General features: G+C 72.8%; 15 protein-coding genes and 3 pseudogenes. 12 read left to right on the plus strand and 6 right to left on the minus strand.

Features of this window, described 5'->3' with window-relative positions; genetic code table 11:
• Positions 1-9: 9 nt before the first annotated feature.
• The 3 genes from Prum_RS22725 to Prum_RS22735 are packed head-to-tail and all read right to left on the minus strand — an operon-like array spanning position 10 to position 3,669.
• The gene (locus Prum_RS22725) at positions 10-993 is read right to left on the minus strand and encodes an acyltransferase family protein (protein ID WP_173078336.1); all 984 of its coding nucleotides are present in this window, start codon (positions 991-993) and stop codon (positions 10-12) included.
• Positions 986-3,088, minus strand: a complete 2,103-nt coding sequence (locus Prum_RS22730; RefSeq protein WP_173078337.1) for a bifunctional polysaccharide deacetylase/glycosyltransferase family 2 protein — start codon at positions 3,086-3,088, stop codon at positions 986-988. The genes Prum_RS22725 and Prum_RS22730 overlap by 8 nt, the downstream gene beginning before the upstream one ends.
• Entirely contained in the window at positions 3,085-3,669 is a 585-nt protein-coding gene (locus Prum_RS22735; protein ID WP_173078338.1) for a hypothetical protein, read from the minus strand. The genes Prum_RS22730 and Prum_RS22735 overlap by 4 nt, the downstream gene beginning before the upstream one ends.
• Positions 3,670-4,363: 694 nt before the next feature.
• Here Prum_RS22735 and Prum_RS22740 point away from each other — a divergent pair.
• The 4 genes from Prum_RS22740 to Prum_RS22755 all read left to right on the plus strand — a co-directional run bounded on the left by Prum_RS22740 (position 4,364) and on the right by Prum_RS22755 (position 7,746).
• Positions 4,364-4,810, plus strand: coding sequence for an XRE family transcriptional regulator (locus Prum_RS22740; RefSeq protein ID WP_173078339.1), 447 nt, complete (start codon positions 4,364-4,366; stop codon positions 4,808-4,810).
• A complete protein-coding gene (locus tag Prum_RS22745; protein WP_173078340.1) occupies positions 4,807-5,358 on the plus strand; it encodes an ImmA/IrrE family metallo-endopeptidase in 552 nt (183 codons plus the stop codon). The genes Prum_RS22740 and Prum_RS22745 overlap by 4 nt, the downstream gene beginning before the upstream one ends.
• Positions 5,359-5,362: 4 nt before the next feature.
• Positions 5,363-6,583, plus strand: coding sequence for an MAB_1171c family putative transporter (locus tag Prum_RS22750; RefSeq protein ID WP_173078341.1), 1,221 nt, complete (start codon positions 5,363-5,365; stop codon positions 6,581-6,583).
• A gap of 83 nt (positions 6,584-6,666) precedes the next feature.
• A complete protein-coding gene (locus Prum_RS22755; protein ID WP_218577307.1) occupies positions 6,667-7,746 on the plus strand; it encodes a cytochrome P450 family protein in 1,080 nt (359 codons plus the stop codon).
• Here the strand turns inward: Prum_RS22755 and Prum_RS22760 are convergent.
• Positions 7,743-9,470: a phospholipid carrier-dependent glycosyltransferase gene (locus Prum_RS22760; protein ID WP_173078343.1), complete on the minus strand. Its 1,728-nt coding sequence runs from the start codon at positions 9,468-9,470 to the stop codon at positions 7,743-7,745. The two genes, Prum_RS22755 and Prum_RS22760, sit on opposite strands and share 4 nt — an antisense overlap.
• Before the next feature lie 24 nt (positions 9,471-9,494).
• Here Prum_RS22760 and rsmI point away from each other — a divergent pair, with 24 nt between their 5' ends.
• Positions 9,495-10,349 carry a 16S rRNA (cytidine(1402)-2'-O)-methyltransferase gene (rsmI, locus tag Prum_RS22765; RefSeq protein WP_173078344.1) on the plus strand — a complete coding sequence of 285 codons (855 nt, stop codon included), beginning with the start codon at positions 9,495-9,497 and terminating at the stop codon, positions 10,347-10,349.
• Positions 10,350-10,458: 109 nt separating this feature from the next.
• On the opposite strand, the gene Prum_RS22770 is transcribed toward rsmI, so the two are convergent.
• Positions 10,459-11,391 (minus strand): hypothetical protein, encoded by a 933-nt coding sequence (locus Prum_RS22770; protein ID WP_173078345.1) that lies wholly within the window; start codon positions 11,389-11,391, stop codon positions 10,459-10,461.
• Between the two features lie 361 nt (positions 11,392-11,752).
• Here Prum_RS22770 and metG point away from each other — a divergent pair, with 361 nt between their 5' ends.
• Both metG and Prum_RS22780 read left to right on the plus strand, forming a co-directional pair.
• On the plus strand, positions 11,753-13,543 hold the full coding sequence (gene metG, locus Prum_RS22775; protein WP_173078346.1) for a methionine--tRNA ligase: 1,791 nt from the start codon (positions 11,753-11,755) through the stop codon (positions 13,541-13,543).
• 36 nt (positions 13,544-13,579) lie between these two features.
• Positions 13,580-15,346 carry an MFS transporter gene (locus tag Prum_RS22780; protein ID WP_173078347.1) on the plus strand — a complete coding sequence of 589 codons (1,767 nt, stop codon included), beginning with the start codon at positions 13,580-13,582 and terminating at the stop codon, positions 15,344-15,346.
• On the opposite strand, the gene Prum_RS22785 is transcribed toward Prum_RS22780, so the two are convergent.
• The gene (locus tag Prum_RS22785; RefSeq protein WP_173078348.1) at positions 15,339-16,592 is read right to left on the minus strand and encodes a hypothetical protein; all 1,254 of its coding nucleotides are present in this window, start codon (positions 16,590-16,592) and stop codon (positions 15,339-15,341) included. The genes Prum_RS22780 and Prum_RS22785 overlap by 8 nt on opposite strands.
• A gap of 97 nt (positions 16,593-16,689) precedes the next feature.
• On the opposite strand from Prum_RS22785, the gene Prum_RS22790 reads away from it, so the two are divergent.
• From Prum_RS22790 to Prum_RS55125, 5 genes and pseudogenes are all read left to right on the plus strand, one after another.
• On the plus strand, positions 16,690-17,550 hold the full coding sequence (locus Prum_RS22790; RefSeq protein WP_173078349.1) for a TatD family hydrolase: 861 nt from the start codon (positions 16,690-16,692) through the stop codon (positions 17,548-17,550).
• Positions 17,544-18,406 (plus strand): annotated as a pseudogene (gene rsmA / locus Prum_RS22795) (16S rRNA (adenine(1518)-N(6)/adenine(1519)-N(6))-dimethyltransferase RsmA). The gene Prum_RS22790 and the pseudogene rsmA overlap by 7 nt, the downstream one beginning before the upstream one ends.
• A gap of 38 nt (positions 18,407-18,444) precedes the next feature.
• A complete protein-coding gene (locus Prum_RS22800; RefSeq protein ID WP_173078350.1) occupies positions 18,445-19,425 on the plus strand; it encodes a 4-(cytidine 5'-diphospho)-2-C-methyl-D-erythritol kinase in 981 nt (326 codons plus the stop codon).
• Positions 19,425-20,925 (plus strand): annotated as a pseudogene (locus Prum_RS22805) (ABC-F family ATP-binding cassette domain-containing protein); the annotation flags it as partial. The gene Prum_RS22800 and the pseudogene Prum_RS22805, both read left to right, overlap by 1 nt.
• Before the next feature lie 80 nt (positions 20,926-21,005).
• Positions 21,006-21,215 (plus strand): annotated as a pseudogene (locus Prum_RS55125) (ABC transporter C-terminal domain-containing protein); the annotation flags it as partial.
• Between the last annotated feature and the right edge of the window lie 35 nt (positions 21,216-21,250).

Consider the following 21,250-nt stretch of genomic DNA (forward strand, 5'->3'; position numbering starts at 1 on the left):
CGGCGTACCTCAGCCCGGCCGCAGGCGCGTCGGGCGCCGGGCGGCCACATCCTCGACCCAGCCCAGCACCGCCACCGGCGCGGTCACCAGCGCCACGGCCACCAACAGGTAGCCCACGGTGCCCAGCCGCCACGCGCCGAACACGTCGCCGACCACGAAACAGGCGGCGATGGCCGGGTTGTGCCACAGGTAGATGGTGACCGCGCGGGCGTTCACGATGGACACTAGCCGGTCCAGCGGCCGCAGCCGGGCCAGCCAGTCCATCCGCGGGGACAGTCGCAAGGCGATGAGCACGAAGCCGAGCGAGTACAGGGCCTGGGCGATCGGGATCGTGCTCAGGTCGTACCCGTCGTCGCCGGGGTGGGTCAGCGCCCAGCCGCCGCCGGACACCAGGCACGCGGCGGCGATGGCGAACAGAAGCGGCGCCGCCATGCGGCGCAACGCGCCGTCGCGGTGCGCGAATCCCACGATCCAGCAGGCGCCGAAGGTCGCGAGGTCGGTCAGCACGCTCGAGTCGCCGACGACGAAGACCAACGCCAGCGGCAGCAGCGCCGTCCGCAGCGGCCAGCGCCGGTACGTCCACAGGAGAACCGGCGAGAGCAACACCAGCCACAGGTACGTCACCAGGTACCACAGCACCTCGGTCGCCGGTGCGGCCCACGCACTGCCGGGCGGCTCGGCGACCGGCACTATCCACAGTAGAAGCCGTGACCAGGTGGGCGGGTCCGGCCAGCCGAACCAGAACATGGCCGGCACCATGATCGCGCCGAACGCCCACACCGCGGGCAGCAGCCGGCGCAGCCGCTGCACCAGGACGCGGTCCGGTGCCCCGCCGGACCGGTCCAGCGAAAGCGCCATCAGCGACCCGCCCAGCGCGAACATCACGCCCATCGCGGGGAACACAAAGCCCAGCCACGCGGCCGGGAACATGTGGTACAGCATCACCCGCCCGATCGCGGCCGCGCGCAGGGCGTCGAAGTATCTGTCACGCATGGCCGGACACCGCCGCCTCACCGGTACGGTGCAGCTTGTGCCAGCGCAGCCGGGCGCCGGTCAGCGCGGTCACCGCCGACTGGAAGAGCACCAGATACATCAGCTGCCGGTACGCGATCTGCTGCAGCGGCAGTACCCACAGTGGACGATGGCTTTCCCGGTCGAGCCGGAACGCCACGGCGGCGGTGAGCAACTGGACGGCCAGCATCGCGAGCCACGCCGCGGCCGTACCGGTCCAGCCGAGGAAGAAGAGCCCGTACACGGCGAGCAGGTCGATGACCGGCGCCAGCAGCGGCAGGGCCACGCCGAAGAGGGCCAGGAACGGAAGCCCGACGCGGCCGAAGGGGCCCTTCTCGAAGAGCGCCCGCCGGTGCTTCCACATCGCCTGCATGGTGCCGTAGCTCCACCGGTAACGCTGCTTCCACAGCTGGCTCAGCGTGGCCGGGGCTTCGGTCCAGGCGCGGGCGTTCTCCTCGTAGACGACCTTCCAGCCGGCGCGACACAGGGCCATGGTGACGTCCGTGTCCTCGGCGAGGGTGTCGTCGCTCATGCCGCCCACGTCGAGCAGCGCCCGCTTGCGGAAGGCGCCGATCGCGCCGGGGACGGTGGGCATGCAGCGCAGGGTCTCGTAGAGGCGGCGGTCGAGGTTGAAGCCGATGACGTACTCGATGTGCTGCCAGCGGGCGACGAGGCTGTGCCGGTTGCCGACCTTGACGTTGCCGGCGACCGCCCCGACGCCCGGGTCGGCGAACGCCTGGACCAGCCGGCGCAGCGAGTCGGCCTCGAAGACGGTGTCGCCGTCGACCATGACGACGAGGTCGTGGCGGGCGGCGGCGATGCCGGCGTTGAGCGCGCCGGGCTTGCCGCCGTTGGGTTTGCGGATGACGCGCACATTGGACAGTGCCAGGGCGTCGACGATGTCCGCGGTGCCGTCGGTCGAGCCGTCGTCGACCACGATGACCTCGATGCCCGGGTGGTCGCCGGCGGCCAGGGAGCGCACCGCGGCGGCGATGCCCTCCTTCTCGTTGTACGCCGGCACGACGACGGAGACCGGCTCGGTGACCGGCGGGCCCCAGGACCACTCGGGAGAACGGCGCCGGCGGGCGTGCCGGCCGGCGAGAGCGAGGAGCATGACGGTGCGCCCGATCGCGAGCACGCCCACCACGACGAAGAGCCATTCGAGGCCGCTCAGCATGCCGTCCGCGATCCGTACCGCCCACACCAGGGCGGCGCCGCGCCACCGGTCGGCGGCCGTCGCCCGGTGATCCGGCGCGAGGTTGAGCCCGCGCGTCACGGTGGTGAAGCGGTAGCCCCGCGCCTTCATCTGCGGGATGAAGGCGTCGAGCGCGGCCACCGTCTGGGACCGGTCGCCGCCTGAGTCGTGCATCAGCACGATCGCCCCAGCGCCATCCGCCGGCGTGGCGTCGCGGAGGATGGCCGGCACCCCGGGCCGGGCCCAGTCGCGGCTGTCCCGGTCGTTGACCACGACGAGGTAGCCGAGCCGTCCTGCCTCGCGGATCAGCGCCCACTCGCCGTCGTCGATGGCGTCCGGCTGTGACGAGTACGGGAATCGCAGCAGCGAGGTGCGTACGCCGGCCGCCTGGGCGATCGCGAGCTGGGTCTGCGAGTACTCGGCGCGCCGGCGCCAACCGGCCAGTGTGGACAGATGCGGGTGGGTGAACGTGTGCACGCCCACTTCGTGTCCATCGGCGACGAGGTCCCGCACCAGGTAGGGGTGGCGGGCCACCTGGGAGCCCACGACGAAGAACGTGGCGTCCACCCCGTGCCGGTCGAGCACGCTCTTGACCCGCGGGGTCCACCGCGGATCCGGGCCGTCGTCGAAGGTCAGCGCGATCGTCTTCGGTGGGAGCCGGTACGAGTGGGCCCGCCCGTTGGGGGCGTGGATGATCGGGCCGCCTTCGCTGACCGAGTCCGGCACCGAGTCGCCGTCGTCCACGCCGCCCGCGCCGGCCACGCCCTTGGCGTCCGGCGTGAACTCCGCGTTCGTGTACGCCTCGACGAACAGCACGCTGAGGAGGACCAGGAGCAGGGTCACCGTGACGACCCGGCGCGGACGCGGCAGCCGCGCTCTCATCCGCCCGCCAGCAGGTCGAGGATGCCACCGATGACGGACGGCGAGTCGCTGGGCGCCTGCCGCGGCGCCTCTGTCGGGGAGGGCGTCGGCTCCGGCTCGGGCGGTTCTGGAGACCCAGTCGGCTCGGGGGCTCGGGAGACTTGGTCGGCTCGGGGACTTGGTCGGGTCGGGAGATGCTGCCGGACTGGTGGGCTTGGGCGACGTGGTCGGCGCGGGGGTGGACTCCGTACGGGGTGACGGCGGGGCGGCTTCGGGGCCGTACGGCTCCGCGGGGCCTCGCGGGGTTGCCGCACCGGGAGCGCGACGAAATCCGTGTCTTCCTCGGGCGCCTCCAGCACCGCTGGCGGGTGCGCCGGGGCGTGCGTCTGAATCGGGCGGATATCCGGAACCGGGCTCTTGGAGAGCATCGGAAATGGCGCGAGCGCGGTCGGGCGTACCGGGTCGCCGATCACGCTGGCGCCGACCAGGCCGGTGTACGTCAGGCAGGCCGCGCCAACGGCGTACGCGATGCGGCGCACCTGGCGGCGACGCCGGCCGGTGGCGTCGACGAACACCGGGGCGGAATCCTGTGTGTGGGTCACCGGGGGAGCGTAAAGAGCGGGGCGTTCTCCGGCGCTTTTCTTGGTCCTCCCAAAGGGGACAGCGGAATTGCGCAAAAGAATTACCCGAAACACCGACGTCGCGTTCCTGAGCAGCCGTGATGGCGCATTCTCGAAATGGTTACTGTCCGGATGGCGACGCGCCGTCGAGGTTCGCAGCCGGCGGATGGCAGCATCATGTCGGATATGTCCGGTATAGGATACGGAAGGCGATCATCTCAAGGGACCGCGGTCGATGCTCTGGGCCGTGCGTCAGAAATCTGACCTGCCGCGACCCGTTGTGCGGTTGATCCTGGGTGACTAAGCTGACCGGTGCGCGCCCCTATCGCCCGCTTCCCCCGTGGCAGGCGATCGGGGCGCGCCTCTTTGTGTCTACCCCTCTTCTGCTGCCCGACTATGTCCGACATAGTCGGGCGCAAGATCACAATGCGCCTCACCAGGCCCAATATTCCCCGCGTCAACTAACATGAACGTTCTCAAGGCCATTTTTTCACGCGAGTTGACATTGCGCCCCCTTGGTCGCGAGGCTTGTCCCGACCGCTGGCGTAAACGGGGGGCGCTCTCGTCACGCATGGGCGCCGAGGGCGCGTGTCGGTGGCGGTCGCCGGTGTGGATCGGGGCGCGCATCCGATCCACACCGGTTGACACCGCAGGTTCTCAAGGGGGATCCGCCGTGATGACCGCAGGCGAGCCGCGCACCCTGGCTGACAAGCTCAACCAGCTCTTCCGCACGGTCCATCCGCGCGACCGGGGGCCGTACAGCAACGAGGAGGTCGCCTCCGCCATCCGGGACGGTGGCGAGAGCATGTCCGCGACGTACCTCTGGATGCTGCGCCGCGGCGAGCGCACCAATCCGACGATGCGCCATCTGCAGGCGCTGGCCGGATTCTTCGGCGTCGCGCCGGCGTACTTCTTCGACGACGCGGTGACCCGCCGGACCGACCGCGACCTGGAGTTGCTGTCCAGCCTGCGGCAACTGGGCGCCAAGCGGGTCGCACTGCGTACCGTGCTGGAGAGCGCCGGGCTCTCCGAGGCCAGCCAGCGGCTCGTGCAGCAGGTCGTGGACCGATGCCTGGAGCTGGAAGGGCTGAGCGCGGAGGCCGAGCAGGAGGCCCGGCAGTGACCCCGCGGCTGGGCTGGGACGCCGGCGGCGACACCGACCTGCGGCGGCTGCGCCGCCGCTGCTCCCGGCTCGTGCGCGACATCAAGGTGCCGGTGCCGTTCGACGCCGAGGCCCTGTGCCGGGTGGTCGGCGACCGGATCGGCCATCCCATCCACCTGCTGGCCCTCGCGATGCCGGCGGACGGCCCGTCCGGCCTGGTGATCAGCGGTACGCGGGCGCACTACCTGTGTTACGACAGCGGCACGCGGCCGCTGCACCAGCAGCACATCATCGCCCACGAGTTGGGGCACCTGATCGCCGGTCACACCTCCGGGCAGGCCGAGGACGCCGACCCCACCGGGTTTGGACTGCTGTCCACACTGGACCCCGAGGTGGTGCGGCGGGCATTGGCCCGGGATGCCGGGTACGACCGTCGTGAGGAGTGCGAGGCGGAGATCATCGCGGACCTGTTGCTGCGCCGGGCCCACTCGTGGTCGCCGGAGCGCACCTGGCACGTGCCCGTGGACGCGGCGGACGTGGTCGCGCGGATCGAGCGTTCGCTGGGGTGAACCGGTGACCCACGTGCTCTATCCGGCGCTGGCGGCGGTGGCCTGGGCGGGCTTCGCAGTGAAGCTCCGCGATCTGCGGCGCGGCCCCAACCCCGCCCGGTACGCGGTGTGCGGCGCGCTCGCGCTCCTCGGGTCGACGTTCACCGTGTCGACGCCCGCGGTGTGGTCCTGGCTGGACCGGACCACCGGCGTGGCCAACCTGGCCGCGCTCTGGGCCCACCTGAGCGTGGTGGGATTCTCGGCGACCGTACAGCTCCTCGTCCTGTGGTGGGTCAACCCCACCGACCTGGCCCGCCGGCGTACCCGGGCCCGGCTCGCCTTCCTCGCGGTGGCCGCGGCGACGATGGTGGTGCTCTTCCTCGCCGCCGGGCCGACCGAACCGCACGCCACCGACTTCGTCGCCACGTACGTCCACCGGCCGCACTTCGCCGCGTACCTGCTGGTGTACCTCGCCGCGTTCGGGCTCGGCCTGGTCGACGTGGTGCGCCTGTGCTGGCCGTACGCCAACATGGCGGGCCGTTCGTGGCTGCGCCGCGGGCTGCGCACCACCGCGGCCGGTTCGGTCGTCGGGTTGGTGTACTGCGCCGTACGGGTCGCCGACGTGATCGGTGCGCAGCTCGACGTCGACATCCGCCGCTGGGAGTGGCTCGCCCCGATCGCGGCCAGCCTCGGCGCGTTGCTGGTCATCCTCGGGCTCACCATGCCGGCGTGGGGGCCGCGCCTGTCCCACATCCGCGGCTGGTTGCGCCGCCGCAGGCAGTACCGCCAGCTCCAGCCACTGTGGTCGGACCTGCACCGGCTGATGCCCCAGATCGCCCTGGAGCCGCCGGTAGCCACGCCCCTGCGCACGCTGGACCGCCGGCTCTACCGCCGGGTCATCGAGCTGTACGACGGCTCGCTGGCGCTGCGCCCGTACCTGGACGAGGCGGCGGCCGGGCGGGCCGAGCGGATCGGCGCGCGGCTCGGCCTGCGCCCCGACGAGTTGTCCGCGGTGATGGAGGCGGCCCGGCTGCGCGGCGCCGTCCGCGCCTACGCCCACGGGGAGCCGGTCGCCCCCGGTGCCGACGAGGCCACGCCGGCCCGCCCCGACGAGGGCGCCGACCTCTCCGAAGAGGTCGCGAGACTGGTACGCGTGTCGCGCGCGTACGCCGGCTCGCCGGTGGTCGCCGCGGCGGTGGCCGGCCGGGAGGTCCTACCCGCCGAAGAGACCGAGGTGGCAATGTGAGCGAGGGCATCCCCGTCGATCTTGGAGTTGTCATGTTCCATTCCGGACAACCGGACCTGACAAGTCCAAGATCGCCGGAGAAAGTGATCTTGCCGGACGGGGCGGCGGCGTGGGTTGTCAGCGGGTACGGCTCCGTGCGCCTCGCGCTCGCCGATCCGCGGCTCTCGTTGGACAAGCGGTACGCCACCGGGTGGGTGGGGTTCCGGTTGCCGCCGGCGCTCGACGCCAACCTGCTCAACATGGATCCGCCGGAGCACACCCGGATCCGGGCGCTGGTCAGCCAGGCGTTCACGCCGAAGCGGGTGCAGGCGATGCGGCCGCGGGTGCAGCGGATCGCGGACGGGCTGCTCGACGCGCTTCCGCCGGGCGGTCCGGTGGACCTGATCGCCACCTTCGCCGAGCCGCTGCCCATCGCGGTGATCGGGGAGCTGTTCGACGTACCGGCCGATGACCGAGTGCGGCTGCGCGGCTGGACCAACGCGCTGCTCCTGGGCGGCCGGGAGGAGGCCGGCGCGGCGGTGCAGGCCATCCAGGCGTTCTTCGTCGAGCTGATCGCGCGCCGGCGCGCGGCGCCCGGCGACGACCTCCTCTCCGCGATGGTCGCGGCCCGGGACGAGGGCGACCGGCTGTCCGAGGACGAGCTGACGTCGCTCGCGTTCCTGGTGCTCTTCGCCGGGTACGAGAACACGGTCAACCTGATCGGCAACGGCGTCCTCGCGCTGCTGCGCGCGCCCGAACAGCTCGCCGCGCTCCGGGCCGACCCGGGGCTGCTGCCGTCCGCGATCGACGAGTTTCTCCGGTACGACCCGTCCGCGCCGGTGTCGATGCGGCGCTTCCCGACCGAGGACCTGACGATCGACGGGGTCACCGTGCCGAAGGGCGAAACCGTGCTGCTGGAGCTGGCCGCAGCCAACCGCGATCCGGAGCGGTTCGCCGACCCGGACGCGCTCGACCTCGCGCGCGCCGACAACCCGCACCTGACGTTCGGGCACGGGGTGCACTACTGCCTCGGTGCACCGCTGGCCCGGCTGGAGGGGCAGGTCGCGATCGGCACGCTGCTGCGCCGCTGTCCCGACCTGGCGCTGGCCGTGCCGTACGACGAGCTGCGCTGGCGGCCGACGTTCCGCACCCACGGCCTGGTCGAGCTGCCCGTGAACCTCTAGATCCAGCGGCCGCCGAGCCACATCCGGGCGGACCAGTCCTCGTACGGGATGACCTGGCCGACGTAGATCGGATAGAAGTACGCGAAGCAGACGGCCACGAGCAGCACGTACGCCCCGGCGATCACCGCACCTATCAACCGCCGGTCGACGGCCGTGTCGCCTGGTGGACCGCTGGCCACCGCCTCGTCCGAGGTGACCGCCGACCGGGCCGGCGTCATGATCGCGCCGAGCACGTAGACCACCGCGAGTATCAGGAACGGCTCGGCCGGCAGTGCGTAGAACGCGAACATCGTGCGGCCCTGAGTAGCGAAGTAGAACCAGGGCAGCAGCCCGGCCGCCACGCTGAGCAGGATCGCGGCGGCCCGCCAGTCGCGCCGGGCGATGCCGAACCAGGCCAGCGCGCCCAGCGCCGGGATGAACGACCACCACAGCAGCGGCGTACCGAGCAGCAGGATGTGCGACGCGCAGCTCGACGCCCCGCAGGTGCCGTCGGTGGACCAGTAGAAGGCGATCGGCCGGCCGAGCAGCAGCCACTGCCAAGGCCAGGACTGGTACTGGTGCTTGTCGTCCAAACCTTCGTGGAATCGGAACGCCTCGACGTGGTAGTGCCACAGGTTTCGCAACGCCCCGATGAACGGCGGCTCGCTGTGCCCGGTGTCGGCCAGCCAGTGCCGGAAGTACCCGTCGTCGGTGACGAACCAGCCGGTCCAGCTCGCGAGGTAGGTGACCACGACGAGGACCCCGCACAGCACCAGCCAGCCGATCTCGCCGATGAACGTGTCCCGCCACGGGCGCCGTACGCCGGCCGAGCGCCGGGCGCCGACCTCCCACAGCACGATCAGCAGGCCGAACACCGGGACGAACCAGAGCGCGCTCCACTTGACGGCGAGCGCGCAGCCGAGGAGCACCGCCGCGAACAGGCGCCACCACGGCACGCCTACCGGCAGGCGGCCGGCGCGGCCGGGCACGTTGGGATCGAGCCCGTTCTCCAGGGCCTGCAGCCAGCGGTTGCGGCGGTGGTCGCGGTCCATGACCAGCGCGCCGAACGCGGCCAGGATGAAGAACATCAGGAAGATGTCGAGCAGCGCGATCCGGGACAGCACCAGGTGGAACCCGTCCAGCGCCATCAACAAGCCGGCCGCGCAGCCCAGCACCGTCGAGTGGAACATCCGGCGGGCGACCCGCACCAGGATCAGCACGGACAGCGTGCCGATCACGGCACCGGAGATCCGCCAGCCCCACTCGTTGTACCCGAGCACCTGCTCGCCGAGCGCGATCATCCACTTGCCGAGGGGCGGATGCACCACGTACGCCGGGCCGTTGCTTTTCTCGTCCCACTCGACACCGTGCTGGAGCAGGTCCCAGGCGTCGGTCGGGTAGTAAACCTCGTCGAAGATCAAGCCCTTGGGCTTGTTGAGGTTGACCAGGCGCAGGATGCCGGCGATCGCGACGATGACGGCGGTGGCCAGCCACGAGTACGGGTCGAGGCGCGCCTCGAACGGCAGCAGCCGGCGTCGCACCACGTCCGCGACGCCGCCAAGTTTCGACGCGCTGCCAGGCGTGTCGGCCGGGTTACGGTCGGCACCATCCTGATCAGCGGCCCGCTGGGGCGCGATCTCCGGTGCCTCGGGGCTCGCTGTCTGCGCTGTCGCCGCGGGGGTCACCCCGCGATCGTAGGCTGCGGAGGCGCGTTCCGGCGCCCACTGCCCATCTGGTGGTGTCATGAGTATCGATGAAAGGCCGGTGTGGTGGGCGAAAAGTCCGATACAGGGATGCTAGTGCTGGTCGGCGCGCCGCTCGGCAACATCGCTGATGCCTCCCTCCGTTTGCGTGACATCCTGACGACCGCCGACGTGGTGGCGGCCGAGGACACCCGCCGGCTGACCCGGCTCGCCCGCGACCTCGACGTCACCGTCGCCGGTCGGATCGTCTCCTACTTCGAGGGCAACGAGGAACGGCGTACCCCGGATCTGGTCGACGCACTCCTGGCCGGCGACACGGTCGCGCTGATCACCGACGGCGGCATGCCGAGCGTGTCGGACCCGGGCTACCGGCTGGTACGGGCCGCGCTCGACGCCGGCGTACCGGTGACCGCCGCTCCGGGACCCAGCGCCGTTACCACCGCGCTCGCGGTCTCCGGGCTGCCGGCGGACCGGTTCTGCTTCGAGGGGTTCCTGCCGCGGGCCGGTGGCGCCCGCCGGGGCCGGCTGCGCGCGCTGGCCGCCGAGGAGCGCACGCTGGTCTTCTTCGAGGCGCCGCACCGGGTGGCGGACAGCCTGGCCGACCTGGCGGACGCGTTCGGCCTCGACCGGCCGGCGGCGCTGTGCCGCGAGCTGACGAAGACGTACGAGGAGATCGTGCGCCGCCCGCTGGGTGAGCTGGCGGCGTGGGCGGCGGCCCAGCCACCGCGCGGCGAGATCACCCTGGTGGTGGCGGGCGCGCAGGCGGTGCCGCGGGAGGCTCCGCCGGATGCCGAGTTGCGGTCCGCGGTGGCCGAGCGCGAGGCCGCCGGCATGTCACGGCGCGACGCCATCACGGCGGTGGCGACCGAGTACGGCCTACGCCGCCGCGACGTGTACAAGCTCGCGGTAGGCGGGGAGTAGCCCCAAGATCGCGGTGATCAGGGAGTAGCTCCCTCGGCGCGCCGCGACACGCCCGAGCGGTTCCCTGATCAACGGGGCGGGACGGGGCGGGGCGGGGCGGGTTAGCGGGTTAGAAGGTGGCGGCTAGGAAGGCGACCGCCACCAGAACGGGGGCGGCTACCGAGAGGGCGGCGGCCTGGCGGCGGGCTCGGCGGGTTTCCAGCCGGAGGGCGCCGGTGGACCAGGCGATGCCGGCCCCGCACAGGAGGACCAGCGCCATGCCCAGGCCCCAGCGGAGGTGCAGGACGCTGGTGGCCGCGTCGACGTACGCCCGAGCGCTGTCGGCGGCGACCATGCGGGCGGCCACCGTGGTGCCGGCATCGCGCTGCTCGCCCACGCCGAGCAGGCGCACCCGCTCGGCGGTGAACGCCCCGCTCGTCGCCGTGAACTCGCCCAGGCACCGCTGACCCACGCCGGCACCGGTGCACTCGGTCACCGTGGCGGTGCCGGTCTTGCCGTGCCCGACGGCCAGCCACAGCGGCTCGGCGCTCACCCACGCGAAGAACGTCGCCAGCAAGCCGAACACGAGCAGCGCTATCAACCCCGTCGCCGGCCGGCGGGGCGGCTTGGGCGGCCGGCCGGGCCGTACGCGCTGCGGCGGTCGGGCGGAGCCGCGCGGCATCTCCTGGACGGGCATCCAGAACGGCCGCTCGTCGTCGACGATCGCCACGACCCGCTCGGGTACGGCCAGCCGAACCGTCTCGCGTACCTCAAGCGCGGCGGTAACCGGCTCAGCGTGGGGCTCGGCGACGGGCTCGGCGTCGGCCGCCGGCTCGGGCGTGGTGGCAACGGGCTCGGCCGGCGCCTCGGGCGTGGGCTCGACGGCGGGCTCGGGCTCGACGGCGGTCTCGGACTCGGGGGTGGGCGGCGCGGGTGCGGCCTCGGACGCCGACGCGGTCTCGGACACTGGCTCGGTCTCGGACACTGGCTCGGTCTCGGGCTCGGGCTCGGCTTCGGACGACGGCGAGTCGTCGCGTCGATCAAGGATTTCTGCGTCGATCAAGGGCAAAGGGTCGTGGATTGGAGATCGAACCACGACCGTTTGCCCTTGATCGACGGGGAAGTCGGGCGCGGGCGCGCCCGCGGCGGGGGCGCGGGGGGCGCGGCGGGGGTGCGGGGACGGGGGCGAGGGGGTTGACTGCGGCGAACCGGGCCGCGGCTGCTGCCGGGTCACCCCGCCACCAGGCGCCGTCGGGCCCGTCCGTGGCCCACGGACCACCCGCCGGCGGGCCGTCGGGCACGTGAATATCGCCTGGTTGCGGCGTTGAACCGGTCACAACCTTCATTGGACAACGTAAAGGCGTGATGACCATGTAGCGCTCCGCGCGTGTCGGCCCATTAACCGGTCACTACGCTTGTCCACCATGAGTCACGTTCTCGCGGCGGTCGCCTGGCCGTACGCCAACGGCCCGCGCCACATCGGCCACGTCTCCGGTTTCGGGGTGCCCTCCGACGTCTTCAGCCGGTACATGCGGATGGCGGGCCACGACGTACTCATGGTGTCGGGCACCGACGAGCATGGCACGCCGATCCAGGTGCAGGCGGACAAGGAGGGCGTGACGCCGCGCGAGCTGGCCGACCGCTACAACCGGGTGATCGTCGAGGACCTGCACGGGCTGGGCCTGTCGTACGACCTGTTCACGCGTACGACGACCGGCAACCACTACCAGGTGGTGCAGGAGCTCTTCGAGGGGCTGCACCACAACGGATACATCGTGCCGAAGGTCACCATGGGCGCGATCTCCCCGTCGACCGGCCGTACGCTGCCCGACCGCTACATCGAGGGCACCTGCCCGATCTGCGGGTACGACAGCGCGCGCGGCGACCAGTGCGACAACTGCGGCAACCAGCTCGACCCGGTCGACCTGATCAATCCGCGTTCGAAGATCAACGGCGAGACGCCCAAGTTCGTCGAGACCGAGCACTTCTTCCTGGACCTGCCGGCGTTCGCGCAGGCGCTCGGCAAGTGGCTGGACAGCCGCGACGGCTGGCGCCCCAACGTGCTGCGCTTCTCCAAGAACCTGCTCGACGACCTGCAGCCCCGGGCGATCACCCGGGACCTGGAGTGGGGCGTGCCGATCCCGCTCGACGGCTGGCGCGACCGCAACGACAAGCGGATCTACGTCTGGTTCGACGCGGTGATCGGCTACCTGTCCGCCTCGATCGAGTGGGCCCGGCGGTCCGGCGACCCGGAGGCGTGGCGCAAGTGGTGGTCGCAGGACGACGCCGACGAGCGCGCCTACTACTTCATGGGCAAGGACAACATTGTCTTCCACTCGGTGATCTGGCCGGCGCTGCTGCTCGGGTACTCCGGCGAGGGTGACCGGGGCGGCGAGCCGGGGCGGCTGGGCCGGCTCAACCTGCCGACCGAGGTGGTCTCCAGCGAGTTCCTGACCATGGAGGGGCGCAAGTTCTCCTCGTCCCGGCAGGTCGTCATCTACGTGCGCGACTTCCTGGCCCGGTACGACGCGGACGCGCTGCGCTACTTCATCGCGGTGGCCGGCCCGGAGAGCCAGGACACCGACTTCACCTGGGCGGAGTTCCTGCGGCGCAACAACGACGAGTTGGTCGCCGGCTGGGGCAACCTGGTCAACCGGTCGATTTCGATGGCGGCGAAGAACTTCGGCGCGATCCCGGCGGCGGGCGAGCTGACCGAGGCGGATCAAGCGCTGCTCGACTCGGCCAGGGCCGGCTTCGCCACCGTGGGCGGCCTGATCGAAAGGCACCGGCAGAAGCAGGCCATCGGCGAGGCGATGCGGGTGGTGGCCGACGCCAACAAGTACCTGTCCGACCAGGCGCCCTGGAAGATGAAGGACGACCTGGAGCGGATGGGCACGGTGCTGCACGTGGCGCTGCAGGCGGTCAGCGACTGCAACACGCTGCTTACGCCGTTCCTGCCGCACAGCGCGCAGAAGGTGCACGAGCTGCTCGGCGGGACCGGGGTGCACGCCCCGATGCCGTCCATCGTCGACGTCGAGGATCTGGACGGCGGCCCGGCGTACCCCATCTTGACCGGCGACTACGCGACCGGAACGCGCTGGGAGTCGGTGCCGGTGGAGGCCGGACGGCCGCTGGCACCGCCGAAGCCGGTGTTTCGCAAGCTGGATCCGTCGATCGTTGATGAGGAACTGGCCCGTCTCGGCGCGGGGGAGTAGTAGCCAACGCGTCGTCGCTGCCCGAGACTGGCACGCGTGAAGGTGCCGCTGACGGGGATCGTCGCTCTGGCGTTCGCGGACGCCTCCATCGTCGCGCTGGCGCTGCCCGCGATCTACGCGCGTTTCGACACCACCATCGTCGGCGTGTCGTGGGTGCTGACCGGGTACGCCATCGCGGTCACCGTGGCGGCGCTGGCGGTCTTGGCGGGCCGCCGGTGGCTGCGGCCGGTGCCGCTGACCATGACGGGCCTGGGGCTCTTCGCCGCCGGCTCCACGTGGTGCGGCCTGTCCGGCTCGCTGGCCGAGCTGCTGGTCAGCCGGGTGGCGCAGGGCATCGGGGCGGCGGCCCTGCTGGCCGGCGCGCTGGAGCTGCTCTGCGCCGAGCTGGGCGGCGAGCGCGGCCGAGCCCTGTGGAGCGGCGCGGCGACCGCGGGCCTCGCCGTCGGGCCGGCCCTCGGCGGGGTGCTGACCCAGGCGTTCGACTGGCGGGTCATCTTCCTGGCCCAGGTGCCGGTGGCGCTGGTGGTGCTCGCGCTGCTGGCGGTCCGCCGCCCGCGGGCCGCGGTCGAGGCCGAGCCGGACAAGCCCGTCGACCGCCGGGCGATCTGGGCCACCACGGGGTACGTGACGCTCTTCGCCGGCCTGGTCGGCGCGCTCTTCCTCGGCGTACTCCTGCTGGTGGAGATCTGGCGCTACAGCCCGGTGGTGGCCGCGCTGGTGGTGATGGCCCTGCCGGCCGGGACGGTGCTGGCCGGGCGGCTGACCGCCGGCGCGGGCCCGGCCCTGCGCGTCGTCGCGGGGACGGTCGGGCTGAGCGCCGGGCTGCTCGGGCTGGCGTTCCTGCCGGCGGTCAGCGCCGCGTGGGCGGCGGTCGCGCTCTTCCTGTGCGGCGCCGGGTCGGGCGTCGTCGCGCGGGCGCTGTCGTCCGCGGCCCTGCCCAGCGTGCGCGCGGGCGGCGCGGTGGTGGCGGCCAAGCACGCCGGACTGGTGCTGGGCCTGGTGGTCATCGCGCCGCTGCTCGCCGGCTCGCTGACCGACAGTTCGCGCGATGCGGTGGTCACCGGCACCGGCGTGCTGCTCGACGCGCGCATGCCGGTGGACGACAAGCTGCGGCTCGCGCTGAGCGTGCGGGACACGTTCAACAGCGCGTCGCGCGGCTCCGTGCCGGACCTGGCCGCGGCGGTCGGCCAGACGGACCGCAGCGCCGCGGCCACCGCCGTGGTCGAGGAGGTCGAGCGCCGGCTCACCGCGGTACTCACCCGGGCGTTCCGCCCGGCCTTCGCGGCCGCCGCGGGCCTGGCCATCCTCACGGTCCTGGCCGCCTTCGCGGTGCGGGGGCGCCCACGGGGGTACGCCAGGGCGCGCGCCACTCCGTTCGCGGCGATCGCGGCGTTGGTGCTGCTCGGCCCGGTGGTCCTCGGCGCGGAAGCCGCCGCCGGCGCGCGCGACTACGGCCGGTTCGCGGAGACCGATCCGTGCGCGGCGCCCGCCGACCCGTACCCCGGCGACGGCGTGGACGCGCTCGTGCAGCGGGTGGCGTACGGGGCGCTGCACGGCGCCGCGTGCGACCTGGGCATGTCCCGGGAGCGGTTCCTGCTGGCGCTCACCGGCCAGCCCGGGTTCGTCGACGACGTGGAGTGGGATCCGGTCAAGGTGGAGAAGGCCGTGCGGGCCGGCATCGACCGGGCGCTGGACGACGTGGAGGAGCGCGGCGACGCGCCGGCCTTGACGATCACCCTGGTGCGCGAGGCGGTGCGCCGGATGCCGCTGGAGGAGATCCTGAAGCTCGTCGGGCTCAGGTGAGGACGTACTCGATGTCGACCATGCGGTGGTCGGTGATCTCGGCGGCGGGGGCCCACGCCTCGTAGATGCCGCGCTCGTAGCACTGCGCGCCGAGCGCGGCCACGCCGTCGGAGTCGGGGCGGCACATCCGCAGCCGGGTCCAGCCGGACTCCTGCCGCAGCACCATGCAGTCGACGCCGCGCCAGCGGGCGTACGCGCCGCGCCGGCTGAGCGCCTCGACCGGGTAGCGGGCCGCCCGGGTCATCGCCAGCACCCGGAACTCGCCGGGCGGGTCGGCGACCGCCTCGTACTCCTGGCCCCGGTAGCGGCCGACCAACCGGGTCGACTTGTTCTTCTCGTCGCTCGGCACGTACTCCTGGTCGGGGGCGATGTCGGGCACGCCGGCCAGCAGGTGGCGCCACTGCGGCCCGACCATGCGCAGCCAGCCCCGCTGCTCCGGCTGGTACGTGTACAGCACCACCTCGGTGCCGTCCGGCGTGTACGCCAGCAGCGTGGCGTTGGCCGGCAGCGGCAGGTCGGCGAGGTCGGTGGTGACGAACTCGGGGATGATGTGCCGCCCGCTCGGGGTGAACCCGGTGCCCAGCACCGGCGGCCCGACGCGGTCGTGCGCCGGCATGCCGCCCAGCCCGCGGTGGTTGTCGCCGAGCGGGATCTCGAAGTCGTACAGGTCGGCGGCCCGCCAGCGCAGCGCGTAGATCACATCCGGGTTGTCGCGACCGGCGTCGGCGTCGGTGCGCAGCAGCGCCAGGTCGGCCGGCGTACGCAGGTGGGCGACGTCGTGCTCGCGATAGCAGAAGCCGTACGGCAGCCAGCCGCGCAGGTAGCCGGAGAGTTGGCGGGCCGACAGCACCTTGATCATGCGGGTGCCACGCCGGATCGCCGCGGTGCGCCGGATCCCCGCGACGGTCGGGTCGTGCGCGTACGCCGGGGTCTGGCTCAGCGCGTGGATGTCGTGCCAGCCACGGGCCCGGTTGAGCGGGATCATCAGCGGCGCTTCGAGCACCTCGGCCGAGTCGCGCGCGCCCTGCACCGCGGTGACCTCGGTGACGTGGACGAACCGGTGCCACGCGAAGGCCGAGCCGGGCCGCGGGTTGCGCTGGAAGCCGTCCACCTCTTCGGTGCTGAACAGCTCGTAGGCGGCCCCGTGGGCGACCTCCTCGGCGGCGTACACCACGCCGTCGTGGGTCACCTGCAGCCCCGTGTCGGCGGCGCTGGGCGCCACCGATGCCGAGGGTGTGACCGTCACCCGCCTGACAATAGGCCGCGCCGCGTGCTCGCGGGTGAACGCAGGGTTACACCTGGCTGTGACACCTCGCACGGCGCGCGTGCGATGCTGGGCGGCGATGACTGAGATGCGACGCCAGCACGCGGCCCGCCGGGCCGGTGAGTTTCCGCCACCCGCGGAGCCGCTGCCGATTCCGGTGGTCGACAGCCACACCCACCTGGACATCACGGTCACCGAGCCGGGCGCGCCCGGCGACGTGGCCGAGTTCGTCGCGCTGGCCGCCGCAGCGGGCGTGGACCGGCTCGTCCAGGTCGGCACCGACGTCGAGTCCTCCCGCTGGAGCGCCGCGCTGGCCGCCGAGCACGGCGCGGTCGTCGCCACCGTCGCGCTGCACCCCAACGAGGCGCCCAGGCTGGCCGACCTGGACGAGGCGCTGCGGGAGATCGAGGCGCTGGCCGGCCAGGACCGGGTACGCGGCATCGGCGAGACCGGGATGGACACGTTCCGCACCGGCGACGCGGGCCGGGCCGCGCAGGAGGAGAGCTTCCGGGCGCACATCGCGATCGCCAAGCGGTACGCCAAGCCGCTGGTGATCCACGACCGTGACGCGCACGCCGACGTCCTGCGGATCCTCGACGAGGAGGGCGCCCCGCAGACCGTGGTGCTGCACTGCTTCTCCGGCGACGCGGAGTTCGCCGCCGAGTGCGTCCGGCGCGGCTACCTGCTGAGCTTCGCCGGGACGGTGACGTTCACCAGCGCGACCGCGTTGCGCGCGGCCGCCCAGATCACCCCGATCAAGCAGATACTGGTCGAAACCGACGCGCCGTACCTGACGCCCATGCCGTACCGGGGGCGGCCGAACGCGTCGTACCTGATCCCGCTGACCGTCCGCGGCCTGGCCGAGGCTACGGGGGCCGACCTGGACGAACTCTGCGCCGCGATCTCCGCGACGGGCGACCGCGTCTTCGGGCCGTGGTGAGCCTGCTCGGCCCGGCCGAGATCCGCGAACTGGCGGCCCGGCTGGGCGTCGCGCCGACGAAGAAGCTGGGGCAGAACTTCGTCCACGACCCCAACACCGTGCGCCGCATCGTCGCCGCCGCCGACCTGCGCCCGGACGACGTCGTGGTCGAGGTCGGCCCCGGTCTCGGCTCGCTCACCCTCGGCCTGCTGCCGGCCGCCCGGCATGTGCACGCGGTGGAGATCGACCCGGTGCTCGCCGGGGCGCTGGCTTCGACGGTGGCGGCGCACGGCGGTCCGCCCGGAGCGATCACCGTGCACCACGCCGACGCGCTGCGGATCGCCGCCCGCGATCTCGACCCGGCGCCGACCGCCCTGGTGGCGAACCTGCCGTACAACGTCGCGGTGCCGGTCGTCCTGCAGCTGCTCGCCAACCTGCCCACGCTGCGGCACGGGCTGGTCATGGTGCAGAAGGAGGTCGCCGACCGGCTCGTCGCCGGTCCCGGCTCCAAGGTGTACGGCATCCCGTCCGTCAAGCTCGCCTGGTACGCCTCGGCGCGTACCGCCGGGCGGGTGCCGCCGAGCGTGTTCTGGCCGGTGCCGAACGTCGACTCCGGCCTGGTCGCCTTCACCCGCCGCGAGCCGCCCCGCGCCGACGTACCCCGGGAGCGGGTATTCGCGGTGGTGGACGCGGCGTTCGCCCAGCGGCGCAAGACGCTGCGGGCGGCGCTGGCCGGCTGGGCGGGGGTCCGGACCGGGCCGCGGCGGCCGTCGCGGCGGCTGGCGTCGACCCCGGCGCCCGTGGTGAGGCCCTGACCGTGGCCCAGTTCGCCGCGATTGCCGTTGCCGCGCCCGTGCCAACGCACGCGCCCGAGTAGTCTGACGGCGTGCTAGCGCGAGCGCAGGACATCACTCCGTGACCGAGGCTTGGCGGCCGGACGAGGATCTGGACCGGCCGCGCCTCGCGGCGTCCGGGCCGGTCAAGGTCCGCGTGCCCGCGAAGATCAATCTCCACCTCGGCGTGGGTCCGATGCGCGGTGACGGGTATCACGAGCTCAGCACCGTCTACCACGCGATCTCCCTGTACGACGAGCTGACCGCCCGCCGGGGCGACACGCTGACGTTGACCATGGAGGGCGAGGGCGCGGGTGAGCTGGCCCTCGACGAGTCCAACCTGGTGATCCGCGCCGCCCGTACGCTGGCCGCGCACGCCAAGGTGCCCGCCCACGCCCGGCTGCACCTGCGCAAGCAGATCCCGCTCTCCGCCGGCCTCGCGGGCGGCAGCGCCGACGCGGCCGCCGCGCTCGTCGCCTGCGACGCGCTCTGGGGCATCGGGCTGTCCCGGGACGACCTGGCGTCGATCGCCGCCGACGTGGGCTCCGACGTGCCCTTCCTGGTGTACGGCGGCACCGCGCTCGGCACCGGCCGCGGCGAGGCGGTCAGCCCGGTCCTGGCCCGGCCGAGCACCTGGCACTGGGTGGTGGCGATTGCCGACGGCGGCCTGTCCACCCCCGACGTCTACCGCGAGCTGGATCGGCTGCGGTACGCCGGCCAGCTGCCGCAGCACGCCGGGCCCGCCAGCAACCCGCTGCTCGGCGGCGCCGACCGGCTGCTCGCCGCGCTGCGCCAGCGGGACCCGGCCGTCCTTGGCGCGGCGCTCGACAACGACCTGCAGGCGGCGGCGCTGTCGCTGCGGCCGGGGCTGGCCGACGTGCTCAAGGCCGGGCAGGCGGCGGGCGCCCTCGCCGGCCTGGTCTCCGGGTCCGGGCCGACCTGCGTCTTCCTCGCCGCCGACGGCCAGCACGCCACCCGCATCGCCGACGAGCTGACCGCCGCCGAGGTCTGCCGGGTCGCCCGCACCGCACACGGCCCGGTGGCGGGAGCCCGAGTCGTCTAATGGCAAATATCGTCAACCTGGACCGCGTGTCCAAGGGGTACGGCGCTGCCGGGCAACTGCTCACCGACGTGTCCCTGGGCCTGGACGACGCCGACCGGGTCGGCGTCGTCGGGCTCAACGGCGCCGGCAAGTCCACCCTGCTGCGCCTGCTCACCAAGCTGGAAGAGCCGGACTCCGGGCGCGTCACGCACCGCCGGGACCTGCGGATTGCCTGGCTGCCGCAGTCGCTGGAACTGGCCGCCGACGCCACCGTCAAGGACGTCGTGCTGGGCACCGCCTGGCTGGACGAGGGTTTCGGCGCCGAGCACGAGTGGGCGGGCGACGCCGGCGTACGGTCCATCCTGGACGGTCTCGGCATGCCCCACCTCGGCCTCGACCAGCCGGTCGGGCCGATGTCCGGCGGCGAGCGCCGTCGGGTCGCGCTGGCCGCGCTGCTGGTGCGCACCGCCGACCTGATCGTCCTCGACGAGCCCACCAACCACCTCGACGTCGCCGGCATCGACTGGCTGGCCAGGCACCTGGTGACCAAGCGCGGTGCGCTCGTCGTCGTCACCCACGACCGCTGGTTCCTCGACGCGGTCTGCACCGCCACGTGGGAGGTCGGCGACCAGCAGGTCCGCGCGTACGAGGGCGGCTTCGCGGCCTGGACGCTCGCCCGCGTCGAGCGCGAGCGGATCGCCGCCGCCACCGAGGCCCGCCGGCAGAACCTGCTCCGTAAGGAGATCGCCTGGCTGCGCCGCGGGCCGCCGGCCCGCACCTCCAAGCCGCGCTTCCGCATCGACGCCGCCAACGCGCTGATCGCGGATGTGCCGCCGCCGCGCGACTCGGTCTCGCTGCGCAGGCTCGCCACCGCACGCCTCGGCAAGCAGGTGTACGACCTTGAGCGGGTCACCCTCCACGCTGGACCGAAGCGGATCCTGGACGACGTCACGTGGCAGGTCGGGCCGGGTGACCGGATCGCGATCCTGGGCGCCAACGGGGCCGGCAAGACCACGCTGCTGCGGCTGCTGGCCGGGCGCCTGGCGCCGGACGCCGGTACGTTCCGGACCGGTGCGACCGTGCGCACCGCGTTCCTGTCCCAGGAGCTGGCCGAGCTGCCCAACCAGCTGCGCCTGCTCGAAGCCGTCGAAGAGGTGGCCAAGCGCGTCCAGTTGGGCGACCGCGAGCTGTCCGCCGCCCAGCTCGCCGAGGTGTTCGGCTTCGCCGACCGTCGGGTGTGGACACCGGTGGGCGACCTGTCCGGCGGCGAGCGGCGGCGCCTGCAACTGCTCCGCCTCCTGGCCACCGAGCCCAACGTCCTCCTCCTGGACGAGCCCACCAACGACCTGGACACCGACACCCTGGCCAGCCTGGAAGACCTCCTGGACTCCTGGCCCGGCACCCTGATAGTGGCAAGCCACGACCGCTACCTGGTAGAGCGCGTCACCGACACCGTCTACGCCGTGGGCGACGGCGCTCTGCGCCACCTGGTCGGCGGCGTCGAGGAGTACCTGGCGTCCGTCTCCCCGGATGATCAGGGAGTAACTCGGCGTGTCGCCGGCGCGTCGAGAGAGCGGATCCCTGATCAGCGGGTTGATCCACGGGCGGCGCGCAAGGAGTTGGCGCGGCTGGAGCGTGCGGTCGCGAAGCTGGAGCAGCGCGAAGCGGCCCTGCACGACGAGATGGCCCGGCACGCCACCGACTACACGCGTGTGGCCGAGTTGGATGCGCAGCTCAAGGGGGTTCAGGCGGAGCGGGCCGAGGCCGAGGAGGCGTGGCTGACGCTCGCCGAACAGGTGCCAGATCACTGATCGAGGGGGCGGCGGCCGGCTGGCCGGCCGCATGG

The sequence above is a fragment of the Phytohabitans rumicis genome (assembly GCF_011764445.1).
Classification (GTDB): Bacteria; Actinomycetota; Actinomycetes; order Mycobacteriales; family Micromonosporaceae; genus Phytohabitans; species Phytohabitans rumicis.

Excerpts from the sequence above, each read along its gene's own strand:
- metG (WP_173078346.1), top strand. The coding sequence starts at position 11,753 with ATGAGTCACGTTCTCGCGGCGGTCGCCTGGCCGTACGCCAACGGCCCG.
- Prum_RS22730 (WP_173078337.1), bottom strand. The coding sequence starts at position 3,088 with ATGAGAGCGCGGCTGCCGCGTCCGCGCCGGGTCGTCACGGTGACCCTG.
- Prum_RS22725 (WP_173078336.1), bottom strand. The coding sequence starts at position 993 with ATGCGTGACAGATACTTCGACGCCCTGCGCGCGGCCGCGATCGGGCGG.
- Prum_RS22740 (WP_173078339.1), top strand. The coding sequence starts at position 4,364 with ATGACCGCAGGCGAGCCGCGCACCCTGGCTGACAAGCTCAACCAGCTC.
- Prum_RS22760 (WP_173078343.1), bottom strand. The coding sequence starts at position 9,470 with ATGACACCACCAGATGGGCAGTGGGCGCCGGAACGCGCCTCCGCAGCC.
- Prum_RS22790 (WP_173078349.1), top strand. The coding sequence starts at position 16,690 with ATGACTGAGATGCGACGCCAGCACGCGGCCCGCCGGGCCGGTGAGTTT.